Genomic DNA, 15,589 nt, shown 5'->3' with positions numbered 1-15,589 from the left:
TGCGCTGACCGGGCCTATGGGCATCAATTTGTAGACTGGGTTAGCGCAGCGCCACCCAGCAAAAGCACGTGCGATTAAGCTATCAGGCCGTTTCCGCCAGAGCAAGATTCTCGTGTGATTCGATGCGCTCATTACCGTTATAGAGGCGTGCGTTTTGCAGCCCCACAAACAGCCGTTCACCGCGAACCGGCGCATCATCTCCGCGCATGACAACCGTCAGCGGTTCGTGATACCACCCCAGCGGCTGCACCACTAATTGGGTGTAGTGCCCTTTCGGGCTGGCTTCCAGCACCTGCACCGGCAATGGCGAATCCAGACTGGTGCGGCGGCTAACGTCCACTTCCCACGGGCGCAGGAACAAGTCCACTGGCCCTTGATAAGACGGCGTATATCCCAGCGGCCAGCGGTGCGCGCCAACGTGGAATTGCCCACCGCGCAAAGTGCCCTGAAGACGGTTCACTTCACCCATAAATTCCAGCACGAAACGGGTCGCCGGTTCACGCCATACTTGATCCGGCTCATCGGCTTGCTCAATATTCCCCTCGCTCATCACCACCACGCGATTGGCGACTTCCATCGCTTCTTCCTGATCGTGGGTGACAAAAACGCTGGTAAATTTCAGCTCCTCATGGAGCTGGCGTAACCAGCGACGAAGCTCTTTACGAACCTGGGCGTCCAGCGCGCCGAAGGGTTCATCCAGCAGTAAAATTTGCGGTTCGACCGCCAGTGCGCGCGCCAACGCCACGCGCTGCTTCTGCCCGCCGGAAAGCTGTGCCGGATAGCGATCCGCCAGATGAGAAAGCTGTACCATTTCCAGCAGTTTGCTGACTTTGGCTTTAATCGTGGCGGCATTTGGCCGTTCACGTCTTGGCAGTACGGTCAGGCCAAAAGCGATGTTATCGAACACCGTCATATGGCGGAACAACGCGTAGTGCTGGAACACGAAACCGACCTTGCGATCGCGCGCATGAAGGCGGCTTACATCAGTGCCCTGAAAACGAATATTGCCGCTGGTTTGGTGCTCCAGCCCAGCGATGATGCGCAGTAGCGTGGTTTTCCCGGAGCCAGATGGCCCCAGCAGCGCGACCATTTGGCCGGAAGGGATATCCAGAGAGATATCATTCAGCACCTGGGTGCGACCAAAAGACTTCTTAATATTGGCAATCTCAATGCTCATGATTTCCCTCCTGTTGCAGGCGTTTTTCCTGATTATGCAAACGCCACTGCAACGCACTCTTTAAGAACAAGGTCAGAATAGCCATCAACGTCAACAGCGCCGCTGCGGTGAAGGATCCAACGGTGTTGTAGTCCTGTTCCAGCAGTTCAATCTGTAACGGTAATGATAAGGTTTCACCGCGAATCGAGCCGGAAACCACCGACACTGCGCCAAATTCGCCAATCGCCCGCGCGTTAGTCAGCACTACGCCGTACAGCAGCGCCCAGCGAATATTAGGCAAAGTGACGCGTTTAAACATCTGCCAGCCGGAGGCGCCGAGTAATATCGCCGCTTCATCTTCCTGGCTGCCCTGGCTTAGCATCACCGGGAGCAGCTCGCGCACCACGAATGGGCAGGTGACGAAAATAGTGACCAGAATCATCCCCGGCCAGGCAAACATAATTTGCAGGTTATTCGCCTCCAGCCAGCCGCCAAGCGGGCCGTTAGAGCCGTAAAAGAGCAGATACACCAGGCCTGCCACCACCGGCGAAACGGCAAACGGAATGTCCAGCAGCGTCAACAGTAGCTGGCGGCCAGGGAAGTTAAAGCGCGTAACCAGCCAGGCCAGCAGCACGCCAAACACCAGGTTGACCGGCACGGTAATCAGCGCAATCAACACCGTCAGCCAAATGGCGTGCAGCATGTCCGGGTCGGCCAGGTTTTTCAGCACCGGCATCAGCCCTTTGCTGAAGGCATGAACGAAGATATAAATCATCGGCACTAGCAGGATAAAGGCGGATACCAACACGCCAGTGCCAATCAGAAACCATTTTCCCCAGTTAATGCGGGGCGCGTCATAACGCTTCAATTGAGTCACTTCTGCCATTAATGACCTACCACACGTCGCCCAAAGCGACTTTGCAAAGTGTTGATAGAAAACAGCAGCAACAGAGAGGCCGCGAGAATAACCGAAGCAATCGCGCTCGCCGCCGGATAATCAAACTCCTGCAAGCGCACAAAAATCATCAGCGATGTCACTTCCGTTTTCCACGCGATATTGCCCGCGATAAAAATTACCGCGCCAAACTCCCCCAAACTGCGGGTAAACGACAGTGCAACGCCCGCCAATAGAGCCGGTGATAACTCTGGCAATACCACTTTGCGAAAACTCTGTAAGCGGGTCGCACCCAGCGTTTCAGCCGCTTCTTCGTACTCCGGGCCTAGTTCTTCCAGTACCGGCTGCACCGTGCGCACCACAAACGGGATGCTGGTAAAGGCCATCGCCACCGCAATCCCCAGCCAGGTATAGGTCACTTTGATATCAAACTTCGCCAGCCATTCACCGTAAAAACCATTCACCGAGAACAGCGAGGCCAGCGTCAGCCCCGCTACAGCGGTAGGCAACGCAAACGGCAAATCCATCAGCGCGTCCAGCAACGTGCGGCCAGGAAAACGATAGCGGGTTAAAATCCACGCCATCAGCAGGCCAAACACACCATTAAAAATCGACGCCACAAAAGCCGACAACAGCGTCACTTTATAGGCGGCAACCACCTGCGGGTTGGTAATCACTTCCCAATACTGCGCCCAGCTCATCTGTGCGAGCTGTATCACCAGCGCACTGAGTGGCAGTAGCAGAATTAAACAAACAAACAGCAGACTGGTGCCGAGGCTCAGGGTAAAGCCCGGCAACACGCGTCTGGAGGAAACAGCAAACATTACTTACGCCCCGCCGCTAACAGCTTGTCTAACTCGCCACCGCTGGCGAAATGGGTTTTCATCGCCTCAGGCCAGGAGCCAAATTTATCTTCCACGCGGAACAGCTCAGTCTGCGGGAATTTATCTTTCAGCTTGTCCATCACCTGCGGATTATTCACGCGATAGTAGTAATCGGTGATGATCGTCTGCGCCTGTGGGCTGTAGAGGTAGTTGAGGTAGGCTTTCGCCGCCTTTTCCGTGCCGTTGGACTGAACATTTTTATCCACCCACGCCACCGGGAACTCCGCCAGAATGTTGTTTTTCGGGATAACCACTTCAAAACCCTGCGCTTCGTACTGCTTGCGGATGTTGTTCACTTCCGACTCAAAACTAATCAGCACATCGCCCAGGCCACGCTCGGCAAATGTCGTGGTCGCACCGCGACCGCCGGTATCAAACACTTCAACGTTTTTCAGGAACTGCGTCATAAACTGCTGGGTTTTCGCGTTATCCCCGCCGTCAGCTTTATCCGCTACACCCCACGCGGCTAAATAGGTATAGCGCGCATTACCCGACGTTTTCGGGTTTGGGAAAATCAGTTTGACGTCAGAACGCACCAGGTCGCTCCAGTCGTGGATATTTTTAGGGTTACCTTTACGCACCAGGAAGCCCATCGTGGAGTAAAACGGCGAGCTATTGTTCGGCAGACGGCTCTGCCAATCCGCCGGAATTAGCTTGCCTTTATCGTGCAAAATTTGCACATCGGTAACCTGGTTATAAGTTACAACGTCTGCTTTTAAGCCCTGCAAAATCGCCAGCGCCTGTTTTGATGACCCGGCATGAGATTGTTTAATCGTCAGTTTATCGCCACCGTTATCGTTCGCCCATTGCTGTTCAAACGGCGGATTCAGGGTGGCAAACAGCTCGCGGGAAACGTCGTAAGAGCTGTTCAGCAGCTCCGTCGCCTGCGCCTGAGCAACCAGTAGCAGGGAAGCCGCCAGCGTCAGGTATCCTTTTTTCAGTAAGTTAACAGCCATTGCGCACCCTATAGTGTGAGGATTCTCTGAACACCAGTGTATTTATAACGGGTACGAAAGGAGTAACGGTTTTATATACCGTTTGGTGATTTGGAAGTTGAAAAGGGAATAAGACGCACGCCGAGCAGCGTGGCTACAGCGACAAGGATGGCGGGGAATGCGGTTCTGGGGAAGTCGTTTGTACCCTCACCCCGACGCACTCCCAGAAAGGGAGAGGGATAGAGTGAGGGGGAGTGCACCAACTTACAGCGCGACCAGCTTATCCAGCGATGGCGCGAAGTAGTAGCCGCCGGTCACCGGTTTGGTGAAACGCAGCATCGCATCACGCTTACCGTCGGTGTCGCCAAACATGCTCAGCAGTTGCTGTTCAATATTGTGCAAACGTGCGCAGTAGGCGCAGAAGTACAGGCCGTGAGTGCCGCTTGCCGTGCCGTACGGCAGGCTCTGGCGAACAATTTTCAACCCTTTGCCGTCTTCTTTAAGATCGACACGCGTCAAGTGAGATGTCTCCGGGCGCTCGTCGCCGTCAATCTCTTCGTTGGCTTCTTTGGTACGGCCAATCATCATTTCCTGATCCGGCACACTCATGCGGTTCAGTTGGTTGAGGTTGTGCTCCCAACGCTGAACGAAAACATAGCTGCCGCCCGCATCCACGCCATCTTTGATGACCGCCACTTCACGACGCGTTTCTTCACCCGCCGGGTTTTCCGTGCCATCAACGAAGCCGCTCAGATCGCGTTCTTCCACCCAACGGAAACCATGAACTTCTTCTTTCACATCCAGCGCATCGCCAAAGGCAGCCAGCGCAGCCTGAGCAACGGAGAAGTTAACATCATGACGCAGAGAAAGAATGTGAATAAGCACATCGTACTGCGTTGATGGAGCCAGCCCTTTGCCATACGGAGGAAAATCTTTCAGCTCTTGCGCACCGACGCCACCGCTCAGTTCGCGCCAGGTGTTATGGCCAAACGCGACTACCGCGCCTAAATGTGCGTCCGGGAATTTATCCTGAAACGCCGCCAGCTTTTCGGCAAAAATTTTGCTGCCAGCACGTAGGGCGTTTACATCCCCTTTTACATTGGCTTCAATCCAAATCGCCGCGCGGCAATGTTCCGGCAAAATGCCGCTCTGAACCTGAGACATCGCTCCTCCTGAAATAAACATGCCACGACATCGTGGCATATAAAAACCTCACACATTGTACTCGCTTTTCAGCAGGCCAGGCTAATGTGCCGACAAATTTAGCGATGCCAAACGATTTTCTTCAGCGTCCAGTTTTTCAGTGAATCATCCGGCGGCATTAGCCCTTGTGGCCCCTGCCAGTTTCCGGTGAACTGATAACTGATATGTGCACTGTCTTTTGCTTTACATTCAACGACGTTGCTATCGTCCTCGTTCGCCGCCTGGCAATGGCCAAACGCTTTGTCGTAAACGGCGCTAAACGGCGTCCCCACTTTCACGCCATCCGCCGCTTCAATATTGCTATCCAGCACGTCAATCCGGCTCACCGTACCGTTATCCCCATTAATCATCAGCGCCAGTTGGTCACCACGCAGCGCTTCAAAATAATGCACGATATTGCCGTTGTGGGTTTTCATCCCGCTGCGTAAACGGTAGCTACTGCCGAGCGCGTCGCTAATGGCCTGCTCATTTAGCGCCGTTGCACCAGTCAGGCCGCCGACGCCCTGTTCAGTCACTTCTGCGGAAGAACCAAACCAGTTCCACGGATAAGCCGCAGACCAGTTTACCGACGACAGCGTTGAACAGCCGGTCAAAGCCAGCGGGAGGGCACACACGAATATACGCAGCGATTTCATTAATATTTCCTATCTATTCAAGTCAGGCTTATTGGAGTGCGTAAAACACAAAAAGTGCCGTCTATTGCGCAGCATCCGTAAAACAGGCGCGTAAACGCCGGTTAGTCAGCAGCCACCATAAGGCAAAAATATCCACGATAAACAGGCTCAACCCGATGCCGGAAATGGCATCTCCGTTAAACCACTGCCAGGGCTGCCAGCCAAGCAGGACGATTTGAGCCATGATAAGCGCCGGTCGCAGTAGACGCCAGACGCGCGGATGAACATGGCGTCGCCCACTGATTAAGAAAGCCAGCACCGCCGGAATGCCAGGCAACAGGCCAATCCAGAAAAGATGGTGGTCAGGATAAAACAGGTTCAGCAAGACATCGCCCTGATTGCGCGATGCGCCCGCCATCAGAAATAACACCCACGTCCGCGCCTGCAACAATAACAGGCACCAGAATAAAACAGGCAGACGCAGGCGGCCTTGCGCGTCAAAATCGGTAGGGGAGAAATCAGTACTCTTCATCTTCAATTCTATATCAGCCAACGTAAGCTCATTACAACAACCATTTCAATAACGGATATTCTTATAATGAAATGATGGATAACCGTATTCACTCGTAAAACAAGCCCATAAGCGCTGGCTTGAGCATACCCACCACAACGCCGAAATATTGATGACAAAAAAGGCTAACGCCCATCCGGTGATTGATTCGCCATTAAACCAATGAAGCAAAGGCCAGACTAATTGCAGACATTGCCCAAAAATCAACACCCAACGCCCAAGACACCAAAGCTTCCAGCTCCAGTAGCGTCGCACTCTACTAAACAGCGCGAAAACCACCAACGCAGGGATGCCAGGAAAGACGACATAAAGCAGATCTAAACCTTCGAAATGCACATTCTCAAAAGCGATAGCATGTAATGCCCGTGCAAAAGCACGCATCTGCAACAACAATACACCCCAGAATAGCCAAGGGAGCTGCAACCTCCCCAGCGCATCATAATCGGAAGGAAAGATGAGTGGTTTAGTACTCTTCATCTTCAATCAAACGCTTACCCAAGCTGAGCGTATCGGCATGCTCATAGCCCAGACGTTCGTACATTCCCAGTACGACCTCGTTTTCTTCCCGCACCATAATCTGTATTTTCGGACAACCGCGAGCAATGAGTTTTTTCTCAAGACGGTTCAGGAGTGCGTTGGCAATTCCCCTTCCACGGTATTCAGGATGAACCCCCAAATAATAAGCGGAACCGCGATGACCATCGTAACCGCCCATAATCGTACCGACCACTTCACCGTTCACCTCCGCCACCAAAAACAGGCTGACGTCGTGATTCACTTTGCGCTCGATATCCATCTCGGGATCGTTCCATGGGCGCAGCAGATCGCATCGCTCCCATAGAGTGATGACCTCTTCAAAATCTGCCTGGCGGAAAACGCGTATCTCCATGGTATTACCCACCTTTTCAGGTTCAAAAACAGTGATTATGGCGTGAACGGCTGATTTAGCCAATATCTGACGCGGCACAGTGAAAAAAATGGCATAATAGTGTGCAGACACGTATTGAAATGAAAAGTAAAACAATTCTTATCGCGCGCAGTCGCAACAAGAAACGCGATACGATATAACATATAGATTACTGTTTTCACAACTCAGGCCGGAATGAGCACTTTTAAACCTTTAAAAACACTGACTTCGCGCCGCCAGGTACTGAAAGCCGGATTGGCTGCGCTCACATTATCAGGCATTGCCTCTCAGGCAGCGGCAAAAGATGCCAGCTTAAAAACCAGCAACGGGCATAGCAAACCAGCGAAAAAATCGTCGGGACGGCGGTTGGTGATGTTAGACCCAGGCCACGGTGGTATTGATACCGGTGCTATCGGGCATAACGGTTCAAAAGAAAAACACGTGGTGCTGGCGATAGCCAAGAACGTCCGTTCAATCTTACAAAGCAACGGCATTGATGCGCGTCTTACCCGCACTGGCGATACCTTTATCCCCCTGTACGACCGCGTGGAGATTGCCCACAAGCACGGTGCGGATCTGTTTATGTCGATTCACGCCGATGGCTTTACCAACCCGTCTGCGGCGGGCGCGTCGGTATTCGCCCTGTCCAACCGTGGAGCCAGTAGCGCCATGGCAAAATACCTCTCAGAACGCGAGAACGCCGCTGATGAGCTGGCCGGGAAAAAAGCGAAAGATAAAGACCATCTGTTGCAGCAGGTTCTGTTTGACCTGGTGCAAACCGACACCATTAAAAACAGCCTGACGTTAGGCTCGCACGTGCTGAAAAAAATCAAACCGGTGCATAAGCTGCACAGCAAAGGCACGGAACAGGCGGCATTCGTGGTGCTGAAGTCACCGTCTATTCCGTCGGTGCTGGTAGAAACGTCGTTTATCACCAATCCGGCAGAAGAACGCCTGCTCGGCACGACGGCATTCCGCCAAAAAATCGCCAACGCGATAGCCTCCGGCATCATCAGCTATTTCCACTGGTTCGATAACCAGAAAGCCCACGCAAAGAGACGCTGATGACGATTAATGTTCAGCAGGTTAAAGCATTCCTGCTTGCCCTTCAGGACGATATTTGTCGGCAGCTCACGCAGGTCGATGGCAATGCCTTTATTGAAGATAACTGGCAGCGCGAGGCGGGAGGCGGCGGTCGTAGCCGCGTGTTACGCGACGGCGCGGTGTTTGAACAGGCGGGAGTGAACTTTTCCCACGTTCATGGCGATGCCATGCCAGCATCGGCTACCGCTCACCGCCCTGAACTCGCCGGTCGTAGCTTTGAAGCCATGGGCGTGTCGCTGGTTGTGCATCCACGCAACCCGTACGTACCAACCAGCCATGCCAATGTGCGCTTTTTCATCGCCGAAAAACCAGGCGCAGAACCGGTGTGGTGGTTTGGCGGCGGTTTTGATTTAACACCCTACTACGGTTTTACCGAGGACGCCGTTCACTGGCACACCACCGCGCGTGACCTGTGTCAGCCGTTTGGCGAAGACGTTTATCCGCGCTATAAAAAGTGGTGCGACGATTACTTCTTCCTTAAACACCGCAACGAACAACGCGGCATCGGCGGCCTATTCTTTGACGATCTGAATACCCCAGACTTCAACCAGTGCTTCGACTTTATGCAAGCAGTCGGTAAAGGCTTTACCGACGCCTATTTACCGATTGTCGAGCGGCGTAAGTCCACGCCTTACGGTAAGCGCGAACGCGATTTTCAGCTCTATCGCCGTGGCCGTTATGTTGAGTTTAATTTGGTGTGGGACAGAGGGACGTTGTTCGGGCTGCAAACCGGCGGGCGTACCGAGTCTATTCTGATGTCGATGCCACCGCTGGTGCGCTGGGAATATAACTACCAGCCGGAAGACGGCAGCCCGGAAGCCGCGCTGAGTGAGTTTATTCAGGTTCGGGATTGGGTGTGATTATTTGAAATAATATAAGTTATCAGCGTGGCAGAGTATATTTTCTCTGAACGCTGATAATTACTCACCCCGGCGCCTGCTGGTCAACATTGATCTCGGCATCGCGCGGGTTCACCGGCAGCCAGGGCGTTGCCGTCATGATTCATTCCTTTTAATGTCCAGCACTCCACTTCTGTCGCAATCGTCGCGCCGTGGCTCTCAATCATTAGCCAGCGCTGGTCATCGCGTGGAAAAATGCGTGATGAGGAGACAAACGCGCCGTCATCAATAAAAATTTCCAGTGAGGTTGTATCAGAAAAAATCGTGACGGTAGTCGGCGATACGAATGACCAGGGCGTTATGCGTCGTACGCCATATTCTGCATTGACCGGTTCTCCGGCATCAGATCGATCGACAATAATTTCTCCTTCCGCCGCATCCAGCGTCAGCGTTGTTCTGCGTTTACCTGATTCATCCGCCCGCAGCGATATCACAATCTGTTCGCTGATTTGCCCATTGAAGGTGATTCGGGCCTCGAATGCGGTTCCGCTGTTTAGCGCGACTCTTCGTTCGGGCGTCAACGTTAGCCACTGCTGCTGGCGTTCGCCGCGAAGTGACTGGAGTTCCGGCAGTGGTTGCTGATAAAGACGCCCATTTCGCACAGAAATTTCACGCGGGATGCTCAGTATGCCGCAATGGCCATAGGCTTCGGTTGGATAGTGCATCTGCGAAACGCCCATCCAGCCGATAAGAATTCGCCGCCCATCTGGCGTCATCATTGTTTGAGTCGCGTACATATCAAACCCATTATCCAGAAGTTGCGGTGCGCGATGTGCAAACGTAAGTTCACTCAACGATAGCGGTTCACCGCAAAGATAATGCACTTCATAGAGGTTTCGCCGCGTTTTATCCTGGCATAGCCCTTGTGGGCAATAAATTAATACCCCCTGGCCGTCTTGTTCAAAATAATCTGGGCATTCCCACATGTAGCCGCGTGGCGTCACGTCTACTTTGAGTTCTCCCTGAATTTGCCAGGCACAGCCATCTTTAGAATGCATCAGCACACAAGCACCTTCCAGGCTGTCGCGCTGTGCACCAATCACGGCGTAAAAATCATCGCCACAGCGCCATATTTTGGGATCACGGAAATGATCGGTGTACCCTTCAGGTTGCCCTTTAATCGCCGGAGGCAATTGGCGCGTTAATCGCCCTTGCGCATCCATACGGGCGATAACTTGATAAGGTGTACGCTGCCAGTTTTCATCGCGCGTGTTGCCGGTATAGAAAATAAGTAGCTCATCATCAACCACGATAGCGCTACCGGAATAAGGGCCATGGCTGTCGTAGACAGAATTCGGTTCAATGAGCGGCCCAAGTGGCCGCCAATGCACTAAATCATCCGATACCAGATGGAACCATCCCTGATACCACTGGTTTTCACAGTAGCGCAATGGGTTCCATTGATAACACAGATGATATTGCCCGTTGAAAAAACTAAACCCATTGGGGTCGTTAAGGAATCCGGTTTCAGGCTCAATATGGTAATGCTGGCGATACGGCGAACCGCTCGTTAGCTTTTTCGCATATTTAAGTACAGCGTCTGGAATATCGGCATACTGCTTAAAGCGTAAAGAGTTTTTCATATTCTTAGCTCGCCTTAGAATGGGAAAATTTACCCAAGAGACAGGTTCCCAATGCGCCGACAACCAGTGCAATAAGGTAGGCAATAATATAATTTACATACCCATTGTTCGCAGGATCGACAATGGTGATCCCCGGCAATGCTGTCGTCCCATACCCCAGCGCGGTGAGTTTTGATAGATAGACCCAAGCTGCCCCCGCCGCCCCCGCCAAACATCCTGCTAACAGCGGAAAACGATATTTCAGCGTCACCCCAAACAGCGCAGGTTCAGAAATACCAAAAAGAATCGAAGTAAAGGCTGAAATACACAGCGTATAAACTTGCTTATTTTTTCTGTGCAGCAGCATATAGCCAAGCACTGCGCCCCCCTGCCCCATCAAGGCCACCGACATCAGTGGGTTAAGGAAGTCGCGCCCCGTACTGGCCAGCAGTTGTCCCTCAATGGCCCCAAACGTATGGTGTAAACCCGTAATCACGATCAATTGCTGAACCGCGCCAAAAATCATGTAACCGAAAATCCCCAAATATTCCGCCATCCACAGCAGGCCACCGGTAATCGCTTCTCCCAAAAACCGGCCAAAAGGCCCGATAATGGTAAACAGCAACAGGGATGAAATCAGAATGGTCAGCATTGGGGATAACACAAATTTAATGATGTCCGGTAGCACACGGCTAAAGTACCTATCGAGCCAGGCGACGGTGAAGCCAATCATCAACGCAATAATAATCCCTCCCTGGAAACCGGCCATTTCCACAGGCAACCCAAAAAGGCTAATAGATTCAACAGGAACTTTTCCTGACGCCGCGCTAAAAGCATCGACCAATCCAGGATGAACCATAATTGCGCCAATCGCCAACCCCAAAGCCGGGCGGCCGCCGTAACGGCGCGTTGCAGACCAGGCCACGACCATAGGTAGAAAAGCGAAGATACCCGAAGAAGCAATGGAGATAATTTTGTTGATGCCGGATATCTGCGGGAACATCTCTACAATAGTTTTCGTCCCAAAGATGCCTTTGGTGGTTAACAGTGACGTCAATCCCATTAATAGCGCAGCCGCTAAAATAGAGGGCATTATTTCTACGAAGACATCTGAAATAGACGTCACAAACCGCTGAATCGCATTCTGCCGCTGTTGGCTAACATAATGGCTCTCTTCGGTTATCCCCAGATGATCTTTCAACGCCTGACAAACGGTATTCACTCGCCCGGCGCCATAAATAATCTGTAGCTGATCGCCCACGGTAAATACGCCCTTAACATGCTCAAGACAGCCTATTTTTTCTATTTGCGCTTTGGCGTTATCCGCTAATACCAGACGTAAACGGGTAGCACAGTGCGTAACATGGACGATATTCTCTTTTCCACCTAATGCATTGATTAATGAATTAAGTATATTGGCGCTGGGAAAATCATTTTTCATAACAACCCCCGATAAAATTATTATGTCCGTACTATAATCACCCGCGAATTCCGATAGAATGGAAAAATGTGGACAATCAAGGTAATTTTGTCGCCAGGGGTAAATACGCATTGAACTATCTCTATAATAATCCTTTTGCAAACGACGCACTTTATCTCTATTCATGTGGCTTTGACGCCACGGCTCCCGGCCATACCTACGGGCCCACAGTGCGCAGCGGCTTTATGCTGCACTATATTCTTTCCGGCAATGGAGTTTTCACCAGCAATGGCTGTACCTGGCCGCTGCATCAGGGGGATTTTTTCTTTATTACTCCGGGCGAAATCATAAAGTATGAAGCCGATAAAACGACACCTTGGGCATTTTACTGGATGGGATTTCGTGGAACGCTTATCACGCACTACCTACAGCGCTGTAAGCTCTCATCTACAAACCCGGTATTTCATGAAAGCCAGGCAGGAATCATTAAAAATACATTCAGTGAAATTATAGAAATATCAACTCTCGGCACTAACAGTGATATATTAATAGCCGCGAAATTAACCGATATTATCTATCTTCTGTGCCAAAACTTTCCTGTTGAAGATGAAGCGCCCTCTCACAGCCCAAAAAAAATAGCGATACAGGCGATGCAATATATTCGCAACCATTATGATCGAAATATTAAAATTGAAGAAATCGCACGTTACCTGAACATAGACAGGACATATTTACATCGGTTATTTATTCAAGAATTTCAATGCAGTCCAAAAGAATATCTGACACGTATCAGGCTGGATAAGGCCCGGGCGCTGTTGCTAAACACACGATACTCGATTGCAACGATTGCGTTTTCAGTGGGTTATCAGGATGCCCTGCTTTTTTCAAAGGTCTTCCGCCATGCAACAGGCTTTTCCCCCTCTGAATATCGCCAGCAAAAAGCAAAAAATGCCGCTTCGGTTCAAACGAAGCGGCATTCAACTCTTACAGCGGTTGTGTCTGTGCTTCGACGACGGCCAGCGCCACCATGTTGACGATACGGCGAACGGAAGCAATCGGCGTCAGGATATGCACCGGTTTTGCGACACCCATCAGTACCGGCCCTACCGTCACCCCTTCAGAACTGGAGACGCGCAGCAGGTTGTAGCTGATACGCGCGGCTTCCATATTCGGCATCACCAGAATATTCGCCGAGCCTTTTAATGGGCTGTCTGGCATCCGGTCATGACGGATACTTTCCACCAGCGCCGCATCGCCGTGCATTTCACCATCAATCATCAGCTCAGGCGCACGCTCACGTACCAGCGCCAGCGCATCGCGCATTTTGCTAGCCGATGGGCAGTCAGAAGAACCGAAATGGGAATGTGACAACAGCGCTACGCGCGGTTCGATCCCGAAGCGGCGCACGCTTTCCGCCGCCATCAGAGTGATTTCGGCAATTTGCTCAGGCGTAGGGTCGTTGTTGACGTAGGTATCAGCAATAAAGGTGTTGCCGCTTGGCAGCAGCAGCGCGTTCATCGCCCCGGCGGTATGAACGCCATCGCGATAGCCGAACAGCGGTTGTACCACGCGGAAATGTTCATGGTAATCACCGACAGTACCGCAAATCATGCCGTCAGCTTCGCCACGTTGCACCATAATAGAACCAATCGCGGTGGTGTTACTGCGCATCTCACGCTGCGCCTGCTCTTGCGTGATACCGCGACGTTTCATCAGGCTGAAGTATTCCTGCCAGTACTCTTTAAAGCGCGGGTCGGATTCATTATTAACGATTTCAAAATCGATACCCGGTTTGATTTGCAGCCCCAGCTTCTGAAGACGCATTTCAATTACGCTTGGGCGACCAATCAGAATCGGTTTCGCCAGCCCCAGAGTGATAAGCTCTTGCGTTGCGTGTAGCACGCGGTTGTCTTCACCTTCCGCCAGCACAATGCGTTTTGGCTCTTTACGCGCCTGCGAGAAAATAGGCTTCATGAACAGGTTGGTCTTATAGACAAACTCGCTCAGTTTTTCGATGTAAGCGTCGAAATCCGCAATCGGCCGAGTCGCCACGCCGGAGTCCATTGCCGCTTTGGCAACGGCGGGTGCAATTTTTACAATCAAGCGCGGATCAAACGGTTTAGGAATGATGTATTCCGGGCCAAAGCTCAAGTCCTGGTCACCGTAAGCCGAGGCCACCACTTCACTTTGTTCAGCGTGCGCCAGTTCGGCAATGGCGTGTACCGCCGCCAGTTTCATCTCTTCGTTAATCGCCGTCGCGCCCACGTCCAGCGCCCCACGGAAGATGAACGGGAAGCACAGCACGTTGTTAACCTGGTTCGGATAGTCAGAACGACCGGTACAGATAATCGCATCCGGGCGCACTTCTTTCGCCAGCGGCGGCAGGATTTCCGGCTCAGGGTTAGCCAGCGCGAGGATCATCGGCGCGCGAGCCATTTTTTTCACCATTTCCGGGGTCAACACTTTCGGGCCAGAGCAGCCAAGGAAAATGTCCGCATCCGCAATAACATCATCCAATGTGCGTTTGCCGTCGTCTTTCACCGCGTAGGCAGCTTTGGTTTCCGCCATGTTGGCTTCGCGGCCTTCGTAAATCACGCCCTTCGAGTCGCAAACCACGATGTTGTGTTTTTGCATCCCCAGCGCCACCAGCAGGTTCATACAGGCAATAGCTGCCGCGCCCGCACCAGACACCACCATGCGCACATCGGAGATGTTTTTCTCGACCACTCGCAGGCCGTTGATAATCGCGGCAGTACTGATGATAGCCGTACCGTGCTGATCATCGTGGAATACTGGAATGTTCATCCGCTCACGCAGTTTCTGCTCAATGTAGAAACATTCCGGCGCTTTAATATCTTCAAGGTTGATGCCGCCGAAGGTCGGTTCCAGCGCCGCCACGACATTAATAAATTTATCAGGATCCAGTTCGTCCACTTCAATATCGAACACGTCAATACCGGCAAATTTCTTGAACAAGACTCCCTTGCCTTCCATGACCGGCTTCCCGGCCAACGCGCCGATATTGCCCAGGCCAAGCACGGCTGTCCCGTTTGAAACCACCGCAACCAGGTTGCCACGAGCCGTGTATTTATAGGCCGCTAGCGGATCTTTTTCGATTTCGAGGCATGGCGCGGCAACGCCTGGAGAGTATGCTAGCGCGAGGTCGCGCTGGGTCGCCAGCGGCTTGGTTGGCGCTACCTGAATTTTTCCTGGGGTGGGGAATTCATGAAAATCGAGGGCACTTTGTCTTAATTGGTCGTCCATTTAGGTTTCCTTTCACGTATCGAACTAAAAAGGTGAAGCGCAATTACGTCCTGATGCACTCCCGAAAGAAGCATCTAGTATCGCCCGTGGCTGCCGCCTAAACTTTGAAGGCCGCCATACTCTTGCGAACACGCTCTTTTTTGTTATTGATTTATTTCTTGTATGTTATCAATTA

Annotated in this window: 15 protein-coding genes; 3 read left to right on the top strand and 12 right to left on the bottom strand. The window is 52.0% G+C overall.

What is annotated here, in order from left to right; all coding sequences use genetic code 11:
- Nucleotides 1-82: 82 nt before the first annotated feature.
- The 9 genes from cysA to AC6I4B_RS07045 form a co-directional block, all read right to left on the bottom strand.
- A complete protein-coding gene (cysA, locus tag AC6I4B_RS07085; RefSeq protein WP_497770596.1) occupies nt 83-1,177 on the bottom strand; it encodes a sulfate/thiosulfate ABC transporter ATP-binding protein CysA in 1,095 nt (364 codons plus the stop codon).
- The gene (gene cysW / locus AC6I4B_RS07080) at nt 1,167-2,042 is read right to left on the bottom strand and encodes a sulfate/thiosulfate ABC transporter permease CysW (RefSeq protein WP_497770594.1); all 876 of its coding nucleotides are present in this window, start codon (nt 2,040-2,042) and stop codon (nt 1,167-1,169) included. Before cysW ends, cysA begins: the two co-directional genes overlap by 11 nt.
- On the bottom strand, nt 2,042-2,875 hold the full coding sequence (gene cysT, locus AC6I4B_RS07075; protein ID WP_497770593.1) for a sulfate/thiosulfate ABC transporter permease CysT: 834 nt from the start codon (nt 2,873-2,875) through the stop codon (nt 2,042-2,044). Before cysT ends, cysW begins: the two co-directional genes overlap by 1 nt.
- A complete protein-coding gene (locus AC6I4B_RS07070) occupies nt 2,875-3,891 on the bottom strand; it encodes a sulfate ABC transporter substrate-binding protein (protein WP_497770591.1) in 1,017 nt (338 codons plus the stop codon). The genes cysT and AC6I4B_RS07070 overlap by 1 nt, the downstream gene beginning before the upstream one ends.
- Before the next feature lie 243 nt (nt 3,892-4,134).
- A complete protein-coding gene (locus AC6I4B_RS07065) occupies nt 4,135-5,034 on the bottom strand; it encodes a Dyp-type peroxidase (RefSeq protein ID WP_497770590.1) in 900 nt (299 codons plus the stop codon).
- A gap of 98 nt (nt 5,035-5,132) precedes the next feature.
- Nucleotides 5,133-5,708 (bottom strand): RpoE-regulated lipoprotein, encoded by a 576-nt coding sequence (locus AC6I4B_RS07060; protein ID WP_497770588.1) that lies wholly within the window; start codon nt 5,706-5,708, stop codon nt 5,133-5,135.
- Nucleotides 5,709-5,769: 61 nt separating this feature from the next.
- Nucleotides 5,770-6,219 (bottom strand): DUF2919 domain-containing protein, encoded by a 450-nt coding sequence (locus AC6I4B_RS07055; protein ID WP_497770586.1) that lies wholly within the window; start codon nt 6,217-6,219, stop codon nt 5,770-5,772.
- Nucleotides 6,220-6,264: 45 nt separating this feature from the next.
- Entirely contained in the window at nt 6,265-6,735 is a 471-nt protein-coding gene (locus AC6I4B_RS07050; RefSeq protein ID WP_497770584.1) for a DUF2919 family protein, read from the bottom strand.
- Entirely contained in the window at nt 6,722-7,147 is a 426-nt protein-coding gene (locus AC6I4B_RS07045) for a GNAT family acetyltransferase (RefSeq protein WP_497770582.1), read from the bottom strand. Before AC6I4B_RS07045 ends, AC6I4B_RS07050 begins: the two co-directional genes overlap by 14 nt.
- Before the next feature lie 213 nt (nt 7,148-7,360).
- Here AC6I4B_RS07045 and amiA point away from each other — a divergent pair, with 213 nt between their 5' ends.
- Both amiA and hemF read left to right on the top strand, forming a co-directional pair.
- Nucleotides 7,361-8,230 (top strand): N-acetylmuramoyl-L-alanine amidase AmiA, encoded by an 870-nt coding sequence (gene amiA / locus AC6I4B_RS07040; protein ID WP_497770580.1) that lies wholly within the window; start codon nt 7,361-7,363, stop codon nt 8,228-8,230.
- Nucleotides 8,230-9,129 carry an oxygen-dependent coproporphyrinogen oxidase gene (hemF, locus tag AC6I4B_RS07035; protein ID WP_497770579.1) on the top strand — a complete coding sequence of 300 codons (900 nt, stop codon included), beginning with the start codon at nt 8,230-8,232 and terminating at the stop codon, nt 9,127-9,129. The genes amiA and hemF overlap by 1 nt, the downstream gene beginning before the upstream one ends.
- A gap of 83 nt (nt 9,130-9,212) precedes the next feature.
- Here hemF and AC6I4B_RS07030 read toward each other — a convergent pair whose 3' ends face one another.
- Together AC6I4B_RS07030 and AC6I4B_RS07025 are read right to left on the bottom strand one after the other, a co-directional pair.
- On the bottom strand, nt 9,213-10,751 hold the full coding sequence (locus AC6I4B_RS07030) for a glycoside hydrolase family 32 protein (RefSeq protein ID WP_497770577.1): 1,539 nt from the start codon (nt 10,749-10,751) through the stop codon (nt 9,213-9,215).
- Nucleotides 10,752-10,755: 4 nt separating this feature from the next.
- Nucleotides 10,756-12,282 (bottom strand): PTS transporter subunit EIIC, encoded by a 1,527-nt coding sequence (locus AC6I4B_RS07025; RefSeq protein WP_497770575.1) that lies wholly within the window; start codon nt 12,280-12,282, stop codon nt 10,756-10,758.
- On the opposite strand from AC6I4B_RS07025, the gene AC6I4B_RS07020 reads away from it, so the two are divergent.
- On the top strand, nt 12,240-13,184 hold the full coding sequence (locus AC6I4B_RS07020) for an AraC family transcriptional regulator (RefSeq protein ID WP_497770574.1): 945 nt from the start codon (nt 12,240-12,242) through the stop codon (nt 13,182-13,184). The genes AC6I4B_RS07025 and AC6I4B_RS07020 overlap by 43 nt on opposite strands.
- On the opposite strand, the gene maeB is transcribed toward AC6I4B_RS07020, so the two are convergent.
- Nucleotides 13,135-15,414: an NADP-dependent oxaloacetate-decarboxylating malate dehydrogenase gene (gene maeB, locus AC6I4B_RS07015; RefSeq protein WP_497770572.1), complete on the bottom strand. Its 2,280-nt coding sequence runs from the start codon at nt 15,412-15,414 to the stop codon at nt 13,135-13,137. The genes AC6I4B_RS07020 and maeB overlap by 50 nt on opposite strands.
- Nucleotides 15,415-15,589 lie beyond the last annotated feature (175 nt).

It is taken from the genome of Kluyvera fluvialis (genome assembly GCF_059725275.1).
Note: the sequence above shows the minus strand (reverse complement) of the source record. Positions and strands in the feature narration are given on the sequence as shown.